At 61.4% G+C, this 16,705-nt stretch carries 16 protein-coding genes and 1 tRNA gene; 6 read left to right on the forward strand and 11 right to left on the reverse strand.

Annotated features, from left to right (window positions below; translation table 11 throughout):
* Positions 1-5: 5 nt before the first annotated feature.
* From BR00_RS04080 to BR00_RS04100, 5 genes are all read right to left on the reverse strand, one after another.
* On the reverse strand, positions 6-1,052 hold the full coding sequence (locus BR00_RS04080; protein ID WP_496476344.1) for a flagellar biosynthesis protein FlhF: 1,047 nt from the start codon (positions 1,050-1,052) through the stop codon (positions 6-8).
* A 3-nt stretch (positions 1,053-1,055) separates the two neighbouring features.
* Entirely contained in the window at positions 1,056-3,146 is a 2,091-nt protein-coding gene (gene flhA, locus BR00_RS04085; RefSeq protein WP_496476345.1) for a flagellar biosynthesis protein FlhA, read from the reverse strand.
* Between the two features lie 27 nt (positions 3,147-3,173).
* Positions 3,174-4,241 carry a flagellar biosynthesis protein FlhB gene (gene flhB, locus BR00_RS04090; protein ID WP_496476346.1) on the reverse strand — a complete coding sequence of 356 codons (1,068 nt, stop codon included), beginning with the start codon at positions 4,239-4,241 and terminating at the stop codon, positions 3,174-3,176.
* Between the two features lie 3 nt (positions 4,242-4,244).
* Complete coding sequence (gene fliR / locus BR00_RS04095; protein ID WP_496476347.1) at positions 4,245-5,024, reverse strand: flagellar biosynthetic protein FliR; 780 nt, start codon at positions 5,022-5,024, stop codon at positions 4,245-4,247.
* A gap of 82 nt (positions 5,025-5,106) precedes the next feature.
* The gene (locus tag BR00_RS04100) at positions 5,107-5,868 is read right to left on the reverse strand and encodes a tRNA lysidine(34) synthetase (RefSeq protein ID WP_496476348.1); all 762 of its coding nucleotides are present in this window, start codon (positions 5,866-5,868) and stop codon (positions 5,107-5,109) included.
* 178 nt (positions 5,869-6,046) lie between these two features.
* On the opposite strand from BR00_RS04100, the gene rpoZ reads away from it, so the two are divergent.
* The 3 genes from rpoZ to moaC are packed head-to-tail and all read left to right on the forward strand — an operon-like array spanning position 6,047 to position 7,872.
* Positions 6,047-6,280 carry a DNA-directed RNA polymerase subunit omega gene (gene rpoZ / locus BR00_RS04105; protein ID WP_496476349.1) on the forward strand — a complete coding sequence of 78 codons (234 nt, stop codon included), beginning with the start codon at positions 6,047-6,049 and terminating at the stop codon, positions 6,278-6,280.
* Positions 6,280-7,380, forward strand: a complete 1,101-nt coding sequence (gene dnaJ, locus BR00_RS04110; protein WP_496476350.1) for a molecular chaperone DnaJ — start codon at positions 6,280-6,282, stop codon at positions 7,378-7,380. Before rpoZ ends, dnaJ begins: the two co-directional genes overlap by 1 nt.
* Before the next feature lie 9 nt (positions 7,381-7,389).
* The gene (gene moaC / locus BR00_RS04115; protein WP_496476351.1) at positions 7,390-7,872 is read left to right on the forward strand and encodes a cyclic pyranopterin monophosphate synthase MoaC; all 483 of its coding nucleotides are present in this window, start codon (positions 7,390-7,392) and stop codon (positions 7,870-7,872) included.
* A 71-nt stretch (positions 7,873-7,943) separates the two neighbouring features.
* On the opposite strand, the gene serS is transcribed toward moaC, so the two are convergent.
* Positions 7,944-9,218, reverse strand: a complete 1,275-nt coding sequence (serS, locus tag BR00_RS04120; RefSeq protein WP_496476352.1) for a serine--tRNA ligase — start codon at positions 9,216-9,218, stop codon at positions 7,944-7,946.
* A gap of 211 nt (positions 9,219-9,429) precedes the next feature.
* On the opposite strand from serS, the gene groES reads away from it, so the two are divergent.
* Together groES and groL are read left to right on the forward strand one after the other, a co-directional pair.
* On the forward strand, positions 9,430-9,720 hold the full coding sequence (gene groES, locus BR00_RS04125; RefSeq protein WP_496476353.1) for a co-chaperone GroES: 291 nt from the start codon (positions 9,430-9,432) through the stop codon (positions 9,718-9,720).
* Positions 9,721-9,760: 40 nt separating this feature from the next.
* The gene (groL, locus tag BR00_RS04130) at positions 9,761-11,398 is read left to right on the forward strand and encodes a chaperonin GroEL (RefSeq protein WP_496476354.1); all 1,638 of its coding nucleotides are present in this window, start codon (positions 9,761-9,763) and stop codon (positions 11,396-11,398) included.
* A gap of 205 nt (positions 11,399-11,603) precedes the next feature.
* Here the strand turns inward: groL and BR00_RS04135 are convergent.
* The 5 genes from BR00_RS04135 to BR00_RS04155 all read right to left on the reverse strand — a co-directional run bounded on the left by BR00_RS04135 (position 11,604) and on the right by BR00_RS04155 (position 15,346).
* Positions 11,604-11,679 (reverse strand) — tRNA-Val (locus BR00_RS04135).
* Positions 11,680-11,716: 37 nt separating this feature from the next.
* Positions 11,717-12,208, reverse strand: a complete 492-nt coding sequence (gene hysD, locus BR00_RS04140) for a NiFeSe hydrogenase maturation protease (protein ID WP_496476355.1) — start codon at positions 12,206-12,208, stop codon at positions 11,717-11,719.
* A gap of 77 nt (positions 12,209-12,285) precedes the next feature.
* Complete coding sequence (hysA, locus tag BR00_RS04145) at positions 12,286-13,836, reverse strand: NiFeSe hydrogenase large subunit HysA (RefSeq protein WP_496476356.1); 1,551 nt, start codon at positions 13,834-13,836, stop codon at positions 12,286-12,288.
* An 11-nt stretch (positions 13,837-13,847) separates the two neighbouring features.
* The gene (hysB, locus tag BR00_RS04150) at positions 13,848-14,795 is read right to left on the reverse strand and encodes a NiFeSe hydrogenase small subunit (protein WP_496476357.1); all 948 of its coding nucleotides are present in this window, start codon (positions 14,793-14,795) and stop codon (positions 13,848-13,850) included.
* Positions 14,796-14,923: 128 nt separating this feature from the next.
* Complete coding sequence (locus BR00_RS04155; RefSeq protein ID WP_496476358.1) at positions 14,924-15,346, reverse strand: hypothetical protein; 423 nt, start codon at positions 15,344-15,346, stop codon at positions 14,924-14,926.
* Between the two features lie 378 nt (positions 15,347-15,724).
* Here BR00_RS04155 and BR00_RS04160 point away from each other — a divergent pair, with 378 nt between their 5' ends.
* Positions 15,725-16,684 carry a hydrogenase small subunit gene (locus BR00_RS04160; RefSeq protein ID WP_496476359.1) on the forward strand — a complete coding sequence of 320 codons (960 nt, stop codon included), beginning with the start codon at positions 15,725-15,727 and terminating at the stop codon, positions 16,682-16,684.
* Positions 16,685-16,705: the final 21 nt, after the last annotated feature.

Here is a 16,705-nt window from a genome sequence, read left to right on the forward strand (position 1 = left end):
ATGGCTCATGCCGGGTTAGGGTAGGGCAGTTCATGGCGCAGCACCAAGCGCCATAGGTCCCGGGTCGATGGGGCGGCCAGGGTGTTTTTGATCTCCGCGCCCACGGAAACCAGGGACACCGGGAGCTGGGTGCGCACCGCCTGATTGACGATTTGACCAAAACTACAGGCTTCGTCGAGCTTCGTCCAGACGATGCTCGCGGTGCGGGGGCCAAGGAAGCGCTGCATGAAGGCGCGGGTCTGGGCTTCGGAAAAAAGCGGCGCCAGCACGGCGTGCTGCAGGGCGTCTTGAGCGAGGGGGGCAGGCAATGCGTCCAGGGTGGCGGGGGATGCGTCCACCAGCAGGAGATCGAAGGCTTCGGGGGCGGGCCAGCCTTCGCGCAGGACGTCACAAAAGGCGATGCCCGAAAGCTCGGCGTAGTGGCGTAGCACCAAGCGGCCTTGGTTGCCTACCGCGTGGGCGAGGAGCACGCGGGTCTGGGGCTGGGTGCGCTTGAGGTGGAGCGCCAGGCGCAGGACTACGCTGCTGGTCCCGCACCCCGAGGGGCCGGTAAAGAGGTGTACGCGTCCCGGCCATGGGGAGGACCACCACGGCCGCATCGGGGTGAGCCTTTCGAGGATCGGCAGGATGGACTCGGTGGGCGCGGTGCGGAAGCGTTCGATCAGCGACAGGCGAATGCTGTCTTCCACGCCTTCGCGTTCGAGGGTGTCGAGAAGCGCGCGGTGGCGGGGCGAGAGCATGGCCGTGTCCAGCCCCGGCTTGAGGGCGGCCATGAGGTGGCGGCGCAAGAGCTCCCATTCCCTGCGCAGGGAGTCGGCATCGCCAGGCAAGGAGGCCGCGGTGGGCGCCAGGGGGTCTGCGGGTTCGGCTGCAGGTCCCTGGGGGGGGCTGGGCGGGAGGGGCGTTTCCCGGGCGGCCATGATCTCCACCCACGAGCCGTCGTCTTTGGTGACGGTCTTGGTGCCGAGGATGATGGCGTCTGTCCCGAGTTCCGCCTTGATGCGCCCCATGACTTCCGTGGCGCTGCGGCCCACGTAGGTTTTGACCTGCACGGATTACACCTCCACCACTGCCACCGATTCCAAGCGGATGTCCGGGGGGATTTCCGCCTGGGAGATCACCGGGACCGTCGGGAGAAAGCGGTTCAAGAGTTGCGCCAAGTGCATACGAATGGGCGGCGAGACCAGGAGCACGGTTTGACCGTCGGCCACCATGCCTTTCTCTGCGGCCTTGCCGATGGCCTGGATGATGCGGTGGGCGAGGCCGGGCTCCATGGCCAGGTAGGTGCCGGAGTCGCTGCGCTGGATGCTTTCCTGGAAGGTGGCTTCGATGTTCGGCGCCAGGGTGATGATGGGCAGGGTCTTGCCGCCGCCCAGATAGGGCTTCACCACGGTGCGGGCCATGCGCTGGCGCACATATTCGGTCAGCTGGTCTGGGTCTTTGATCATGGTGCCGTAGTCGGCCAGAGTCTCCACGATGGTGAGGAGATCGCGGATGGAGACCCCCTCGCGCACGAGGTTCTGGAGCACCTTTTGGACCGTGCCGAGAGGCAGGATGGTGGGCACCAACTCTTCCACGGCCTTGGGGGCGCGTTGGGCCAGGTTGTCCAGCAGGGACTGGACTTCTTGGCGCCCCAAGAATTCGTGGAGATTGCGCCGGAAGACTTCGGTAAGGTGGGTGGCCACCACGGTGGCGGGGTCCACCACGGTGTACCCGGCCATGATGGCTTCGTCCTTTTGGGCTTCGGGGATCCACAGGGCCGGAAGGTTGAAGGCCGGCTCCAGGGTCTCCACACCCTTGATCTTGTGCCGGGCGTCGCCGGGATCCATGGCCAGGTAATGATCGATGAGGATTTCCGCCCCTGCCACGCGGTTGCCTTTGATGAGCACGGCGTATTCGCCGGGTTTGAGTTGGAGGTTGTCGCGCAGGTGCAGCGCCGGTACCACCACGCCCATGTCCAGGGCGAATTGACGGCGGATGGAACGGATGCGGGAAAGCAGGGTGCCGTTTTGTTCTTCGTCCACCAAGGGGATGAGGCCGTAGCCCACTTCCAGCTCCATGATGTCGAGCGGCAACAGATTGAGCGCTTCTTCCGGGCTGTCTGGGGCGGTCTTGGCGGCTGTGCCTTTCTTGGCGTCCGCCTTGGGGCTTTCCGCCTGGATGCGGGCGATGGCCCGAGCCATGAGGAAGAGCAGGCCCGCCAAGGTGGAGAACGCCACGAAGGGCATGCCCGGCACGAGGGCGAACAGGACGAGCACGCCGGAGACCAATTGCAGCGCCCGGGGGTGGTTGGTGAGCTGGCCGATGATCTCTTCGCCCATCTTGGCCTCGGCCGCGGCGCGGCTCACGATGATGCCCGCCGAGGTGGAGATGATGAGCGAAGGGATGGTGGAGACCAGGCCGTCGCCGATGGTCAGCAGCGTGTAGGTGCGGGCGGCTTCCATCCAGTCCATGTCCTTTTGGAGCACGCCGATGAAAAACCCGCCCACGATGTTCACAAAGGTGATGAACATGCCGGCGTTGACGTCTCCGGAGACGAATTTGCCCGCGCCGTCCATGGCGCCGTAGAAATCCGCCTCGCGGCGCAGGTTTTCCCGCTGCCGGGTGGCCTCCTGTTCGTCGATGAGTCCGGCGTTGAGGTCCGCCTCGATGGCCATCTGCTTGCCCGGCATGGCGTCCAGGGTGAAGCGGGCCGCCACTTCGGCGATGCGGGTGGTGCCGGTGACGATGACCGTCTTGTTGAGGATGAAGAGGATGAGGAAGATGACGATGCCGATGGCGTAATTGCCGCCCACCACGAATTCGCCGAAGGTTTGGATCACGGAGCCTGCGGCGTCGGTGCCTTTGTCGCCGTGGAGCAGGATGAGGCGGGTGGAGGCCACGTTGAGGGCCAGGCGCAGCAGGGTGGTCACCAGGAGCACGGTGGGAAACACCGAAAATTCCAGGGGTGAGCGCATGAACATGGAGGTGATGAGGATGACCAGGGCAAAGGAGATGGAGAACGCCAGCATCATGTCCAGCACCAGCGTGGGCAGGGGAATGAGCATGACGAACAGGATGGTGACCACCCCGCCGGCCAAGAGGATGTCGCCTTGGCGGGTGAAACGGGTGTAGTCGATGTCGAGGGAGAGTGTCCTGGTCGCCATTTTTCTGACATGCCTCCGGGGGCGGGATTAGGTCCTGCGCGGCCGGATTTTGTAGATTTGCGCAAGGAGTGCGGCCACGGCCTGGTAGAGATCCTCGGGGATGGTCTGCCCCACGTCCACGCTTTTATACAAAGCACGTGCCAGGGGTTTGTTTTCGCGGATGGGGACTCCATGCTGGCGGGCCAGTTCCCGGATGCGCTCCGCCAGCGCCCCGGCGCCCTTGGCCACCACGATGGGGGCTGGGGCCTCCTTGGGGTCGTAGCGCAAGGCGATGGCCAGGTGGGTGGGGTTGGTGACCACCACGTCCGCCTTGGGGACTTCCTGCATCATGCGCTGTTTCATCACCGCCAGCATCTTTTGGCGTTGTTTGCTCTTGATGACCGGATCGCCTTCTGCCTGCTTGCGCTCGTCTTTGACTTCGTGTTTGGTCATCTTGATGTTCTCCTCGTAGTCCCAGCGGGTGTAGAGGAGATCGGCGATGCCGATGAGCAGCATGGGCACCAGGGCATAGCGGAACATGTCTGCGCCGGTTTTCAGGATATACACCGCGATGGCTTCCGGAGTTTGGTAGACCAGGGGCAGGACTTCGCCAAAGGCCCGGTGCAGCACGAGGTAGGGGCCGATGGCCACGGCAGCGGCCATGAGGGCGCTTTTGGCCAGGCGGATGAAGGTGTCCTTGGACATCAAGATACGTTTGAGCCCGGCGGTGAGGTTGAATACCTGGAGTTTGGGCCGGAATACTTTGGGGGCCCAGAGACTCCCCACCTGCAGGCGCAAGGTGAGGTAGGCGGCCCCGGCCACGGTGAGGAGCACCGGCGCCACCATGAGGGCGGTGCTGGCAAGACAGCGCTGGAAGAGTGCGTAGGTGGAGGCTGGAGTGAGCTCGAAGCGCATGCCTTCGGTGAAGAACCAGTCCATGAGCGAACCCATTTCTTGGTAGAGAAAATGGATGCTCATCTGCAGGGCCGCCAGTCCGGCGAGCAGCGTGATGGGCTTGGGCAACTCCTGGCTTTTGGGGACATTGCCTTCGGAGCGGACCTTGCGGCGTCGCTTGGGGGTGGCAGCTTCGGTGCGGCTCGGGTCACGCTGGGCCATGGGTTACCTCATCATCCCCAGTATGCGAAACATGGTTTGCGGCAGATCCGTGACAAAGGCGTCCATAGCCAGGGCCATGAGCTCCAAGAGCAACACCAGAAACGCAAATCCCACAGCGATCTTGATGGGAAACCCCATGACGAGGACGTTCATCTGCGGGGAAGCGCGGGACACCAAAGCCAGGGCCAAATCCACCAGCAGCAGCGCCGCCAGCACCGGGGCGGCGATCTGGATGGCGGTGACGAAGATGCCTGCGGAAAGTTGCAGGATGTTTTGGCTGAGCCCCTCGGAGATCAAGAGGCGTCCCGGCGGGATGAGGTCAAAGCTGCGGATCACCCCAGAGAGCAGCACCAAATGGCCGTTCATGGCAAGAAACACCAGCGCTGCGGTCATGTAGAGGAAATGGGCGGTGATGGCCTCTGAGGTTCCGGATTCGGGGTCGATGGCGTTGACCATGGTGAACCCCATCTGGAACCCGATGATCTGGCCGCCGGTCTGGACGGCGGCGAAGATGAGTCGCACCACGAGCCCCAGGATGAGCCCCAAAAGGAGTTCGCCCAAAAGGATGAGGGCCAGGGAAAACGGATGGGCCGGAAGTTCGCCGCCGTAATTGGTGAGCCGTGGCCACAGCGCCACGGTGAGCACCAGACAGAGTGCCGCCTTGGCGGGCGACGGCAGTCCTTGGCCGCCAAAAAATGGGAGCAGGAAGAGGATGACGCTGATGCGCAGCAGCGCAAAGAGAAAGCCGAGAAAGAGGTGGGCGTCGAGGGGAAAGAGCTCCATGCCGGGCACGTAGCAAGAATATTGCCAGGCATGGAGAGGACTTGGAGGCGCGGCGCGCGGCCTGGAGGCTGGCTGGGGGATGTCAAGACGTTGGCGGCATGCTGCGAAGCGTTTCTTCCATTTGCCAGCGCTGCAGTCCTTGAAAGACGTTGGTGAGTCGTCGCGGGTCGTGCTGGCAGAGGGCGCGTACTGCGTCGAGCATGCGGCTGCGGGCCGTGTCGTCTTTGGAAGGGCAGGGGTTCTCCCAGACCGGAAGGTTCCACTTACGGGCGGCCTGGCGGATGAGCTTTTTTTCCACCAAGATGAGGGGGCGGATCATGGTGAGTTGGCCGCCGAAATAGCGCTCTTTGGGCATCAGCCCGTAGACCTTGCCGGTTTGGACGAGGTTGAGAAAAAATGTGGTGGTGAGGTCGTCGGCGGTATGCCCCATGGCCAGATGGGTCAGGTTGTACTGCCGGCACAGGGTAAAGAGGCGTTTGCGCCGCAAGTGGGCGCAGTAAAAGCACGGGGAGTTTTTGCGGTTTTCCGATGAGTGCGCCCGGGGACCGAAGTCGGTGACCTCCACATGGCAGGCGACGCCATGCCGCCGCGCCCAGTGGACCAAGGGGGCGTGGTTTTCCGGGGCAAAGCCGGGGTTGAGGTGCAGGATCATGAGCTCTACGGGAAACGGCAGGATGCGTTGGCGCAGAAGAAGCACGTGCAGGAGGACCCAGCTGTCCACTCCGCCGGAGGCGGCAATGCCGATGCGCGCCCCAGGATGGGTCATGTCCAGCCGTTGCATGGCCTTGCCCGCCAGGCGTAGGCAGCGTTCTTGGGCGAAGTGGAGTTTGCCCCATTGAGCCATAACTACTCCAGAAGTTTGACAGCAGACGAGGATGCTTTAGGAAGAAACCATCGGTAACGGATTCCCGCGCCAGGCACCGGAAGTCGCCATTGACAGCGTGTCTTTCCTGGTCATAACATAACATTCTTTTGGCACGCCGAGCATGCTCGGCCGTGCTTTTTTGGACACGGGAGGGGAAATGGCCAGAATCACTGTGGAAGATTGTTTGGAAAAGGTCAACAACCGCTTCTTGATTGTGCAGATGGCCATCAAGCGGGTCAAGCAGTATCATGAGGGCTATCCTCCACTGATCGAGAGCAAGAATAAAGAAGTGGTGACGGCCTTGCGGGAGATTGCGGAGGGCAAGGTGCTGCCGGACGTGGAGCGCCTTGAGGATCTGAAATTTGTTGTGGAAGACGACGTGGAAGCCTGATGGCGAAGCGGGATTACTACGAAATCTTGGGCGTGGATCGCTCGGCGTCGGCGGAGGAGATCAAGAGCGCGTACCGCAAGCTGGCGTTTCAGTATCATCCGGACCGCAATCCGGGCGACCCTGAGGCGGAGGAAAAGTTCAAAGAGGCTGCCGAGGCCTACGAAATACTTGGTGACCCGGACAAGCGGGCTCAGTACGATCGTTTTGGACACGCTGGCGTCAATGGCCAGGGGTTTGGCAGCCACTTTGAGAGTGCCGAGGACGTATTCAGCGCCTTTAGCGATATTTTTGGGGAATTTTTTGGGTTCAGCGCCGCCAGTCGGCACCGCCCCCGTCGGGGCGCGGACTTGCGGTATAACCTGACGATCCCTTTTCGCGACGCGGCCAAAGGCACGGAGGTGGAGATCCAGATCCCCAAGCGGGATGTGTGTGATGAATGCCACGGATCAGGCGCCGCCCCTGGACATAGCCCGCAGACCTGTCGGCATTGCGGCGGTGTGGGCCAGATCACCCAGGCGCAGGGGTTCTTTCGGATCTCGGTGCCCTGCCCGGTGTGCCGGGGGGAGGGGACGGTCATCACCCATCCGTGCCCCAAGTGCCGGGGCCGGGGGATTGTGCAGATCTCCAAGACCCTCAAGGTGCGTGTCCCCGCTGGGGTGGACAGCGGCAGCCGCTTGCGCGTGCGCGGCGAAGGCGAACCGGGAGAAAACGGCGGGCCGGCCGGGGACCTTTTCGTGGTCATTTACGTGGAGGAAGACCCGGTATTTTCCCGCCAAGGCCAGGATCTGGTGGTGCGCACCGAGATTTCGGTGGTGCAGGCCATTTTGGGCGCCAAGATCGAGGTGCCGACCCTGGATGATCCGGTGAGCGTGGATGTCCCCAACGGCACGCAGCCGGGCAAGGTGCTGCGCATCCCGGGCTTGGGGATCCCGCGGTTGGGCGGCGGCCCCCAAGGCGACCTGCTGGTGGAGGTGATGGTGCGGATTCCTACTTCCGTGACCAAACGTCAGGAAGAGCTCTTGCGGGAATTCGAGAAGTTGGAAGAAGACCGCCCCCTCAACCGGGTGAAGGACTTTTTCAAAAAGGCCATGGGCGACTAGGGGGAAACTGTGGAAGAACAGCCGTTTTCGCATCTCGATGCCCAGGGCGCGGCGCGCATGGTGGACGTGTCGGCCAAGGCGGACACGGTGCGCCGGGCCGTGGTGCGCACGCGGGTGGAACTTTCCGCATCCACGTTCGCCCTCCTGCAGGACAAGGCCCTGCCCAAGGGAGACGTGCTCACCGTGGCCAAGGTCGCGGGGATCATGGCGGCCAAAAAGACCGCGGACCTCATCCCCCTGTGTCATCCCCTTGCCTTGACGGCGGTGGACGTGCGCTTCGACCTCGACCCCCAGGCCGCATGCGTGCACATTGAGGCCGAGGCCCGCGCTGTGGGGCCTACTGGTGTGGAGATGGAGGCCTTGGTGGCTGCCCAGGTGGCGGCTATGACCATTTACGATATGTGCAAGGCCGTGCAGCGGGATATCCGCATTACCGACTGTCGCCTGGTGCACAAAAGCGGCGGGAAAAGCGGTACTTTTGAAGCCCCGTAGTCCAAGACGGCACGGGCGGTGTGCAGCAGCGTCCCGGGGCGGAAGTCTTTCCGCCTCGGGACGTGTGTTTTTTAGAAGGGGATGGTGGTTGCGCCACCGAGATAGGGCTGCAGGGCATCAGGCACGCGCACGGTGCCGTCCGCCTGCTGGTAGTTCTCCAAAATGGCGACCATGGTGCGACCAACGGCAAGTCCGGAACCGTTGAGGGTGTGTACCAGGGCGGATTTCTTGGCGCCTTTGGGCCGAAAGCGGATGCCGGCGCGGCGGGCCTGGAAGTCCTCGAAATTGGAACATGAGGAGATCTCCCGGTACGTGGCTTGCCCGGGCAGCCAGACTTCGATGTCATAGGTTTTGGCGGCCGAGAACCCCAAATCGCCGGAGCAGAGGGTGACCACCCGGTAGGGGAGCTCCAGGCGCTGCAAAATGGCTTCGGCATGGGTGAGCAAGAGTTCCAGCTCGTCGTAGGAGGTGTCCGGGTGGGCCAGGCGTACCAGCTCCACTTTGTGGAATTGGTGTTGGCGGATGATGCCTTTGGTGTCCTTGCCGTAGGAGCCCGCCTCGGAGCGGAAACACGGGGTGAAGGCGCACAAACCCATGGGCAGATCGGCTTCGTCCAGGGTGGTGTCGCGGAAGATGTTGGTGACCGGGACTTCCGCCGTGGGGATGAGGTAGTAGTCCGTGCCGGTGAGGTGGAAGAGGTCTTCTTCGAATTTGGGCAGTTGCCCGGTACCGAGGAGACTTGCGCGGTTGACGATCACCGGCGGTAGCACTTCCTGGTAGCCGTGCTCCTGGGTTTGCACGTCCAGCATGAAGCTGAAAAGCGCCCGTTCCAGGCGGGCGGCCCAGCCGCGCAAGAGCACGAAGCGGCTGCCGGTGATCTTGGCTGCGGTTTCGAAGTCGAGCCCGCCGAGACGAGCGCCGATTTCCCAGTGTTCTTTAGGGGTAAAGGAGAACTGCGGAGGTATTCCCCAGCGGCGCACCTCGGTGTTGTCGGCATCGGAGTTGCCTTCGGGCACCGAGGCATGCGGGATATTGGGAATGGTGAGAAGCATCTCTTGGAACTGGGCGTCCACGGCAGCGCAGCGTTCATCCAATTCCTTGATGCGCTGGGAAAGCGCTCCCAACTCCGCCATCAGGGCGGAGGCGTCTTGCCCCGAGCGCTTCATCTGCGCCACCTGCTGGGAGGCCTGGTTGCGCTGTGCCTTGAGGGTCTCCACTTCCGTAGTGAGCTGTCGGCGGGTTTCGTCCAGGGCGAGCAGGGCGTCCAGATCGATGGTCGCCCGGCGAAGTTGCAGTGCCTTGCGGACGATCTCCGGGTTTGTGCGGAGGAGTTTGCTGTCGAGCATAGGGCATCTCCATAGAAAAATCGTGGCAAACCCAAAATTTCTATCTCCCCGGGCCGCAAAGCACAAGGCCGGGGAAGGACGTGCGAAAAAATTTTTCTCCCTGCCCTTGACTGGTCGGCATGCGGTTTTATTGGAGGCTTCGTCTTCGTGGTCGGTTTCGCTGACCTCATTATTTTTCGGACAAATAAACCATCGCTATGGAGGATTCTGTATGCAGCTCAAACCGTTGCACGACCGTATCTTGGTGAAGCGCCTGGAAGAAGAGCAGGTGACCAAAGGCGGCATCATCATTCCGGACTCGGCCAAAGAAAAGCCCATCAAGGGTGAAGTGGTGGCCGTGGGTCAGGGGAAGACCGCTGATGATGGCAAGCTCATTCCGATGAATGTCAAGCAGGGCGACAAGGTCATCTTCAACAAGTACGCCGGCACGGAGATCAAGATCGAGGGCGAGGAATTCCTCATCATGCGGGAAGATGACGTCCTGGCCATTATCGAAGGTTAATTTTTCTTCCAGTATCTAATCTCTTTAAGGAGTCGAGAATATGGCTGCCAAAGTCATTAAGTTTGATGTCAAAGCTCGTGAGCGTCTGAAAAAAGGTGTGGATACCCTGGCCGATGCCGTGAAGGTGACCCTTGGTCCCAAGGGCCGCAACGTGGTCATCGAGAAATCTTTTGGCTCGCCGGTCATCACCAAGGACGGCGTGAGTGTGGCCAAGGAGATCGAGCTGGAAGACAAGTTCGAGAACATGGGCGCCCAGATGGTGAAGGAAGTGGCGTCCAAGACCTCGGACGTGGCTGGCGACGGTACCACCACGGCCACCATCTTGGCTCAGGCCATCTTCCACGAAGGCGTGAAGCTGGTGGCTGCCGGCCGTAACCCCATGGCCATCAAGCGCGGTATCGACAAGGCGGTGGACGCCGTGGTGGCTGCCTTGGACAAGCTGGCCAAGCCCACGCGTGATCAGAAGGAAATCGCTCAGGTGGGCACCATCTCCGCCAACAACGACGCCACCATCGGCAACATCATCGCCGAGGCCATGAGCAAAGTGGGCAAGGAAGGCGTCATCACCGTGGAAGAAGCCAAGGGCCTGGAGACCACCCTTGAGGTGGTGGAAGGCATGCAGTTCGACCGCGGCTATCTCTCCCCCTACTTCGTCACCAATCCGGACAAGATGGTGTGCGAGCTCGATTCGCCCCTCATCCTCATCAACGAAAAGAAGATTTCCAACATGAAGGAGCTCCTGCCCGTGTTGGAGCAGGTGGCCAAGATGGGCAAACCGCTGCTCATCATCGCGGAAGACGTGGAGGGCGAGGCCTTGGCGACCCTGGTGGTCAACAAGCTGCGCGGCACCTTGCAGGTGGTGGCGGTGAAGGCCCCGGGCTTTGGCGAGCGTCGTAAGGCCATGCTCCAGGACATCGCCATTCTCACCGGTGGCGAGGTGGTGTCCGAGGATCTGGGCGTGAAGCTGGAGAGCATCACCCTCAATCAGTTGGGCCGCGCCAAGCGCATCGTGGTGGACAAAGAGAATACCACCATCGTGGATGGCGCCGGTGATCCCGAAAAGATCAAGGCCCGCGTGAAGCAGATCCGCACCGAAATCGAGGAGACCACCTCGGATTACGACCGCGAGAAGCTCCAGGAGCGTCTGGCCAAGATCGTGGGTGGTGTGGCCGTGATCAACGTCGGTGCTGCCACCGAGACCGAGATGAAGGAGAAGAAGGCCCGCGTGGAAGACGCCCTGAACGCCACCCGCGCTGCGGTGGAAGAAGGCATCGTCCCCGGCGGCGGCGTGGCCTTGGTGCGCTGCCAGTCGGCTCTGAACGACGTGAAACCCTCCGATGACGATGAGGCTGCGGGCGTGGAAGTGGTGCGCCGCGCCATGGAGGCCCCGCTGCGCCAGATCTGCGCCAACGCGGGCGTGGAAGGCGCGGTGGTCATCGAGAAGGTGCGCGAAGGTGCCGAGACCTTCGGGTACAACGCGGCTACCGGCGAGTACGAGGACCTCATCGCTTCGGGAGTCATCGATCCCAAGAAGGTGACCCGTATCGCCCTGCAGAATGCCGCTTCGGTGGCAGGCCTTCTGCTCACCACCGAGTGCGCCATTGCCGAGAAGCCCAAGGAGGAGACTCCGGCGGCTGGCCATGGTGGCATGGGCGGCGGCATGGGCGGTATGTACTAAGCCGCAGCACATGCGAAATGATCGGCCGGGGCTCTGCTCCGGCCGTTTTTTTTTGTGTGTGCCAGGCATGGCGCGCAGCATCGCGGCGGAGGCGACACCTCCCGTGTGTTTGGCCTCTGGCGGTATGCTGGACGCCCGCCAGGGCGGCGGGTGCGTGCGGGCAAACAGAAAACGCCCCGAAGTCTCGGGGCGCGGCGTCTTCTGATGGTGGGCGGTACAGGGATCGAACCTATGACTTTCGGCTTGTAAGGCCGACGCTCTCCCAGCTGAGCTAACCGCCCGAAGTGCGAAGCTTTGTAGATGGTCTCTCGCGGTTTGTCAAACAGCGGTGTCCTTCGCGGGGTCGCGCTTCAAGATGGCGCGGATTTCTCGGCGGGCGGCTTCCAGATAGGCGGGGTAGGCGGCCTTGAGCGTGGGCGTGAGCTCCATGGACCACTCGGAAATACACAACGGCTCGATGCCGAGCACCGTGAGTTGGGGACGGTTGCCCAGGAGCTCTGCCATTTGGAGGGAGTCGAGGAGGTCGATGTCGTGGATGGAGAGGCGCTGAGATTCGCTGTGGCGCAGCTCTTGTTCCGTAAGACGGTAGATGGTCCCCGGGGTTTTGCCGCCGTGCACCACGTCGAGCACGAGGATATGGTGATAGTTTTGGAAAAGATAAAAGATGTCCTGCGTGAAGGTGCCGCCGTCGAGAAAATCCACCGCCTCGGTGGGCCACGATTCCTGGGCGAGATCTTGGACCGCGTGGACGCCGACGCCTTCGTCCGTGAGGAGCAGGTTCCCCACGCCCAGTACCAACAGGTGTTTCATGCGCTCTCCTGCACTTGTCTCGAAAGTCAAAAAAGGGCCGGCGAACCGGCCCTTTGGGTGATCAATGGGGCATCGAACTAGCCGATGTGCACCACGTGCTCTTCACCGGTCTCCGCGTGCAACACGTGCACGGCACAGCCCAGTCACGGGTCGAAGGCGCGGATGAGGCGCCCGACGTTCACCGGGTTCTTGATGTCCGGAACCGGTACGCCGATGAGGGCCTGCTCCACCGGGCCGCGCTGGCCCATGTCGTCGCGTGGGTTGCAGTTCCACAGCGTGGCGGACACCACCTGGTAGTTGTCGATCTTTTTGTCCTTGATCTTCAGGTAATGCAAGAGCGAGCCCCGGGGGGCCTCGGTGAATCCGGTGCCTTCGGCGCTGTCCGGGATCTCGGGCTTGGCGTAGGTCTCGGCCTCGGGCTTGACCTCTTTGAGCCACTTTTCGATGGCCTTGGCCACGAAATAGGTCTCCTCGGCCCGGGCCACGTGACGACCCATGATGGAGAAGGCCTTGTCGCCCAGGTCACGGAAGTTCTTGGCGTCGATGCCGTAGAGTTCCTTGAGGAGTTTTTGTCCTACCGGGCTCAGAGCGGGATTGGTGATCCACATGCGGGCCAAGGGGCCAGCCTCGCAGGGTTTGTCTTTGTAGCGCGGGGCTTTGACGAAGCTGTAGGCGCCGGCCTTGTCCGGATTGGGGTTGGTCTCGCCCTCGCTGTAGTGGAGCCCGCCGGGCTTGGAGTAGTCGAAGAAGGAGTACTTGACGTACTCTTTGATCAATTTGGGATCAAAAGGTTCGTCCTTGCCGTCGATGTAGACGCCGGGCTTGTGGAGCGAGGTCTTGCCGTCGTCATCCAAGGGGAAGACTCCGAAGGAGATGACGTTCTTGTAGCCCACGCCTGTTGCAAAGAGGTCGGTGTAGACCGAACCCAGGGTGTAGATGAGCGGCAGATACTCGTCCGTGACGAACTTGAGGACCTCTTTGAAGCGGGCGGCGTAGTCGGCGATGCGCTCTGCAGTGGGGATCTGTGTGGCGCCGCCACCCACCATGCCTTGCACGTGCGGCATGCGGCCGCCGAACATGGCCACCATTTCGTGGCAGATGCGCCGCACTTCCAAGGCCTTGAGGTATTGATCCAGCCCGTACTTGTTGGTGGACTCCGCCTTGGCCTTGTCCTTGATGCGGTCGGTGATGAGGTCGGCGTTGGCGTAGCGGGGCACGAAAGGCGCCACATCCGGGCCTTTGACGTAGTCGAGAGCAGCCAGATGGTAGAAGTGCAGGATGTGCGACTGCAGGTAGTTGGCGCCAAAGATCAGGTTGCGGACGATGCGGCCGTTGGTGGGCGTCTTGACGCCAAACGCGGCGTCCTGGGCCATGACCGAGGCCGTGCAATGGGCGGTGGGACAGACACCGCAAATGCGCTGGACGATCTGGGACGAATCCCGAGGATCGCGGCCACGCAGAATCTGCTCGAACCCGCGGAACATCCCACCGTAACAGCGGGCGTCCACGACCACGCCGTCTTTCACTTCCACTTCGACTTTGAGGTGGCCTTCGATTCGGGTGACCGGGTCAATGGGGATCCGGACCGTATCACCCGCGCCACCATGGGGCGTCGTTGCTTGGGACACAGGAAACCTCCTTATTCAGCCACGTAGAAAGGCGATTTGCCGTCCGGGAAGTCCGGCTCCACGCAACCGATGCACACGGCGTTTTCCACACACCAGTTGATGCCGTTGTTCCAGCGGCGCTTGAAGCAGTCCGCATAGGTGGACGGACCTTTGCATCCCAGCTCCGCTTTGCACCCTGGCTTGGTGAAGGTGGGCGCGAACTGGGCGTTGTCGTAGAGCTCGACGTACGGGCAATTTTCGTGAATGTTCTCGCCGTAGAAGAGCATGGGGCGGCCGTAGTCGTCGAGTTCCGGCAGCGGATGCTCTTTGGGGTTGAGCACATGGCTCCAGGCCGCCACGAGCGTTCCCACCATCCAGTCCGGATGGGGCGGGCAGCCAGGGACGTTGACCAGCAAGGTATTGATCTTCTCTTGCTCGAAAAAGTCTTTGAGGCTCGTGGCGCCGGTGACGTTGCCCTGGGCCGCAGGGATGCCGCCATACGCAGAGCAGGTGCCGATGCCTACCGTGGCCAGGGCCTTGGGGGCGAGCTCGCGCACGAGCTCCATCATGGTGATTTCCTTGTGATTGCCCTTGGCGTCCGTGGTTTCGCCCACGATGCAGTAGCGGCCTTCCTTGGCCGTGGGGATGGCGCCTTCCACCAGCAGGAAGAAGTTGCCCTTGAACTTGTTCGCCACGGCGTACATGTGCTCCAAAGCCATGTGTCCCTCGGAGCCCATGACCGTGGGATGGAACTCCAAGCTGATGACATCAAGAAGGATTTCTTTGATGCGCGGATGCACCGAGTTGAGGAGCGATACCGAGCATCCCGTACACCCCTGTCCCTGTACCCACAATACCGGCGCCTTTTTGGCGCCTTCGGTCATGGCATGAAGCACTCCCGGATGGCACATCCGGGAAATGCTGAGCCCTGCCACGCCGGCGGAGCACAGTTTGACGAATTCTCGTCGTGAAAGACTCATAACCCGCCTCCTTAAACGTGTATGGTCATCTGTGACCGATTTCACGAAAGGCGGGCTATCGTGAAAATCTCAGATAAGTCAACGTATTTTGTATTGTATTTGTCGATATGAAGTATTGCGGATGCCGTCTATCTCCGGGGAAAGACGGCGCGGGTCCCACCTTCCTGCCACAGGAATTGGAACACGCGTTCGCCGTCGGAAAAGAAGGTGACCGACCCGTGGATAGGCTCGGGATGGTCGTCGTCCGGGCCGTAGACGTAGATGAAGCGATTGAAGCGGTGGAGTCTGCGGCGAAATCCATGGCCTGGGTCGTGGAGCCAGAGCCTCCCTTGGGCGTCTCGCTCGATGGAGATGGGATCTCCCTGCCAGTGAAACGTCCCCACATAATTGTCTTCCACGAACTCTTCGGTGGCCAGGCCGTGGAGAAAACGAGCCTCTGCCCCATGTTTGAGACGGTCCGCACCGGCCTCGTTGGCGAGGAGCACGGGACCGTGGGGGTGGGGCGACGCCCATGGGCCGCTCGGGAGACCTTTGGGAAGCTCTACTTCCATAACGGTTGGCGGGGGAGTCCCTATGTGCGCCCCGCGTAAGGCTCGCCCCACGGTCAGGTGCAGACATATCGACCCGGTGAGACACAGAGCCGCCAGGAGAGAGATTGGGTAGGGCTGGGACATAGTGTTACGATTTTTTGTTTAATATTTATTTTTCTACTTTATAATTTTATTTTTTGCTCGTAAATCCAAAAAATTGATTTTTTTAGGGACGTCGCATCGCAAAAGAGGATTAGGAAAACTTCAAGTTCGTTACCTATATTGACCTTTATCAAAAAACAATGGTATCAAAAAATATCTTGCGGAAGTGGTCCTGGGGTCAAGGCCAGCGGCATGTACTGCCGCTGGTCCGATATATTCAACCGATGGAGGTGTGTTATGAAGTTTGCGGTCGGATTAGGCAAACCGGGCGCCGAGGAACGACTGGCACAGCATGGGATCACCCGTCGTGATTTCATGAAGTTCTGTTCCACCATTGCCGCGGTCATGGGTATGGAGGCGTCTTTTGCCCAGAGGATCGCCGAGGCCATGACGGCCAAGAAACGTCCTTCGGTGGTGTGGCTCCACAACGCCGAGTGCACCGGATGTTCCGAGTCTATCTTGCGTACGGTGCGGCCGTTCATTGATGACCTCATCCTTGATACCATCAGCCTTGACTACCATGAGACCATTATGGCCGCCGCAGGCCACAAGGCCGAGGAGGCCCTGCATCAGGCCGTCAGCTCTCCGGAAGGGTATTTGTGCGTCATCGAGGGCGGTATTCCCACGAAGGATGGCGGCATTTACGGAAAGGTGGCCGGCAAGACCATGCTGGAGATCTGTTCCGAGATCGCGCCCAAGGCCAAGGCGGTCATCGCGTATGGCACGTGCGCAACCTTCGGCGGCGTCCAGGCCGCAGCGCCCAACCCCACTGATGCCAAAGGCGTGAACGACGCCCTGGGGGATTTGGGGGTCAAGGCCGTCAACATTGCTGGCTGTCCGCCCAATCCCTACAATCTCGTGGGCACCATCGTGCATTTGCTCACCAATAACCTCGCTATCCCGGAGCTGGACGACTTCAACCGGCCGCTCATGTTCTTTGGGGAAACCGTGCACGAGAATTGCCCGCGCCTGAAGCATTACGATGCGGGCGAGTTCGCGCCGTCCTTCGATTCCGAAGAGGCGCGCAAGGGCTGGTGTCTCGCCAAATTGGGGTGCAAGGGTCCCATGACCTATAACAACTGCCCCAAGATCAAATTCAATCAGACCAACTGGCCCGTGGAAGCGGGGCATCCTTGTATTGGCTGCAGCGAGCCCAACTTCTGGGATCAGATGAGCCCCTTCTACCAGGAAGCCTAACCCTTGAACGCTGATCGCGCA

The sequence above is a fragment of the Thermodesulfomicrobium thermophilum DSM 16697 genome, assembly GCF_059568695.1.

What these genes read in the sequence shown, in the direction of transcription:
- BR00_RS04100 (WP_496476348.1), bottom strand. Translation starts at nt 5,868, where the DNA reads ATGGCTCAATGGGGCAAACTCCACTTCGCCCAAGAACGCTGCCTACGC.
- BR00_RS04160 (WP_496476359.1), top strand. Translation starts at nt 15,725, where the DNA reads ATGAAGTTTGCGGTCGGATTAGGCAAACCGGGCGCCGAGGAACGACTG.
- dnaJ (WP_496476350.1), top strand. Translation starts at nt 6,280, where the DNA reads ATGGCGAAGCGGGATTACTACGAAATCTTGGGCGTGGATCGCTCGGCG.
- groES (WP_496476353.1), top strand. Translation starts at nt 9,430, where the DNA reads ATGCAGCTCAAACCGTTGCACGACCGTATCTTGGTGAAGCGCCTGGAA.
- hysD (WP_496476355.1), bottom strand. Translation starts at nt 12,208, where the DNA reads ATGAAACACCTGTTGGTACTGGGCGTGGGGAACCTGCTCCTCACGGAC.
- flhB (WP_496476346.1), bottom strand. Translation starts at nt 4,241, where the DNA reads ATGGCCCAGCGTGACCCGAGCCGCACCGAAGCTGCCACCCCCAAGCGA.
- flhA (WP_496476345.1), bottom strand. Translation starts at nt 3,146, where the DNA reads ATGGCGACCAGGACACTCTCCCTCGACATCGACTACACCCGTTTCACC.
- rpoZ (WP_496476349.1), top strand. Translation starts at nt 6,047, where the DNA reads ATGGCCAGAATCACTGTGGAAGATTGTTTGGAAAAGGTCAACAACCGC.
- fliR (WP_496476347.1), bottom strand. Translation starts at nt 5,024, where the DNA reads ATGGAGCTCTTTCCCCTCGACGCCCACCTCTTTCTCGGCTTTCTCTTT.
- BR00_RS04155 (WP_496476358.1), bottom strand. Translation starts at nt 15,346, where the DNA reads ATGGAAGTAGAGCTTCCCAAAGGTCTCCCGAGCGGCCCATGGGCGTCG.
- hysB (WP_496476357.1), bottom strand. Translation starts at nt 14,795, where the DNA reads ATGAGTCTTTCACGACGAGAATTCGTCAAACTGTGCTCCGCCGGCGTG.
- serS (WP_496476352.1), bottom strand. Translation starts at nt 9,218, where the DNA reads ATGCTCGACAGCAAACTCCTCCGCACAAACCCGGAGATCGTCCGCAAG.
- groL (WP_496476354.1), top strand. Translation starts at nt 9,761, where the DNA reads ATGGCTGCCAAAGTCATTAAGTTTGATGTCAAAGCTCGTGAGCGTCTG.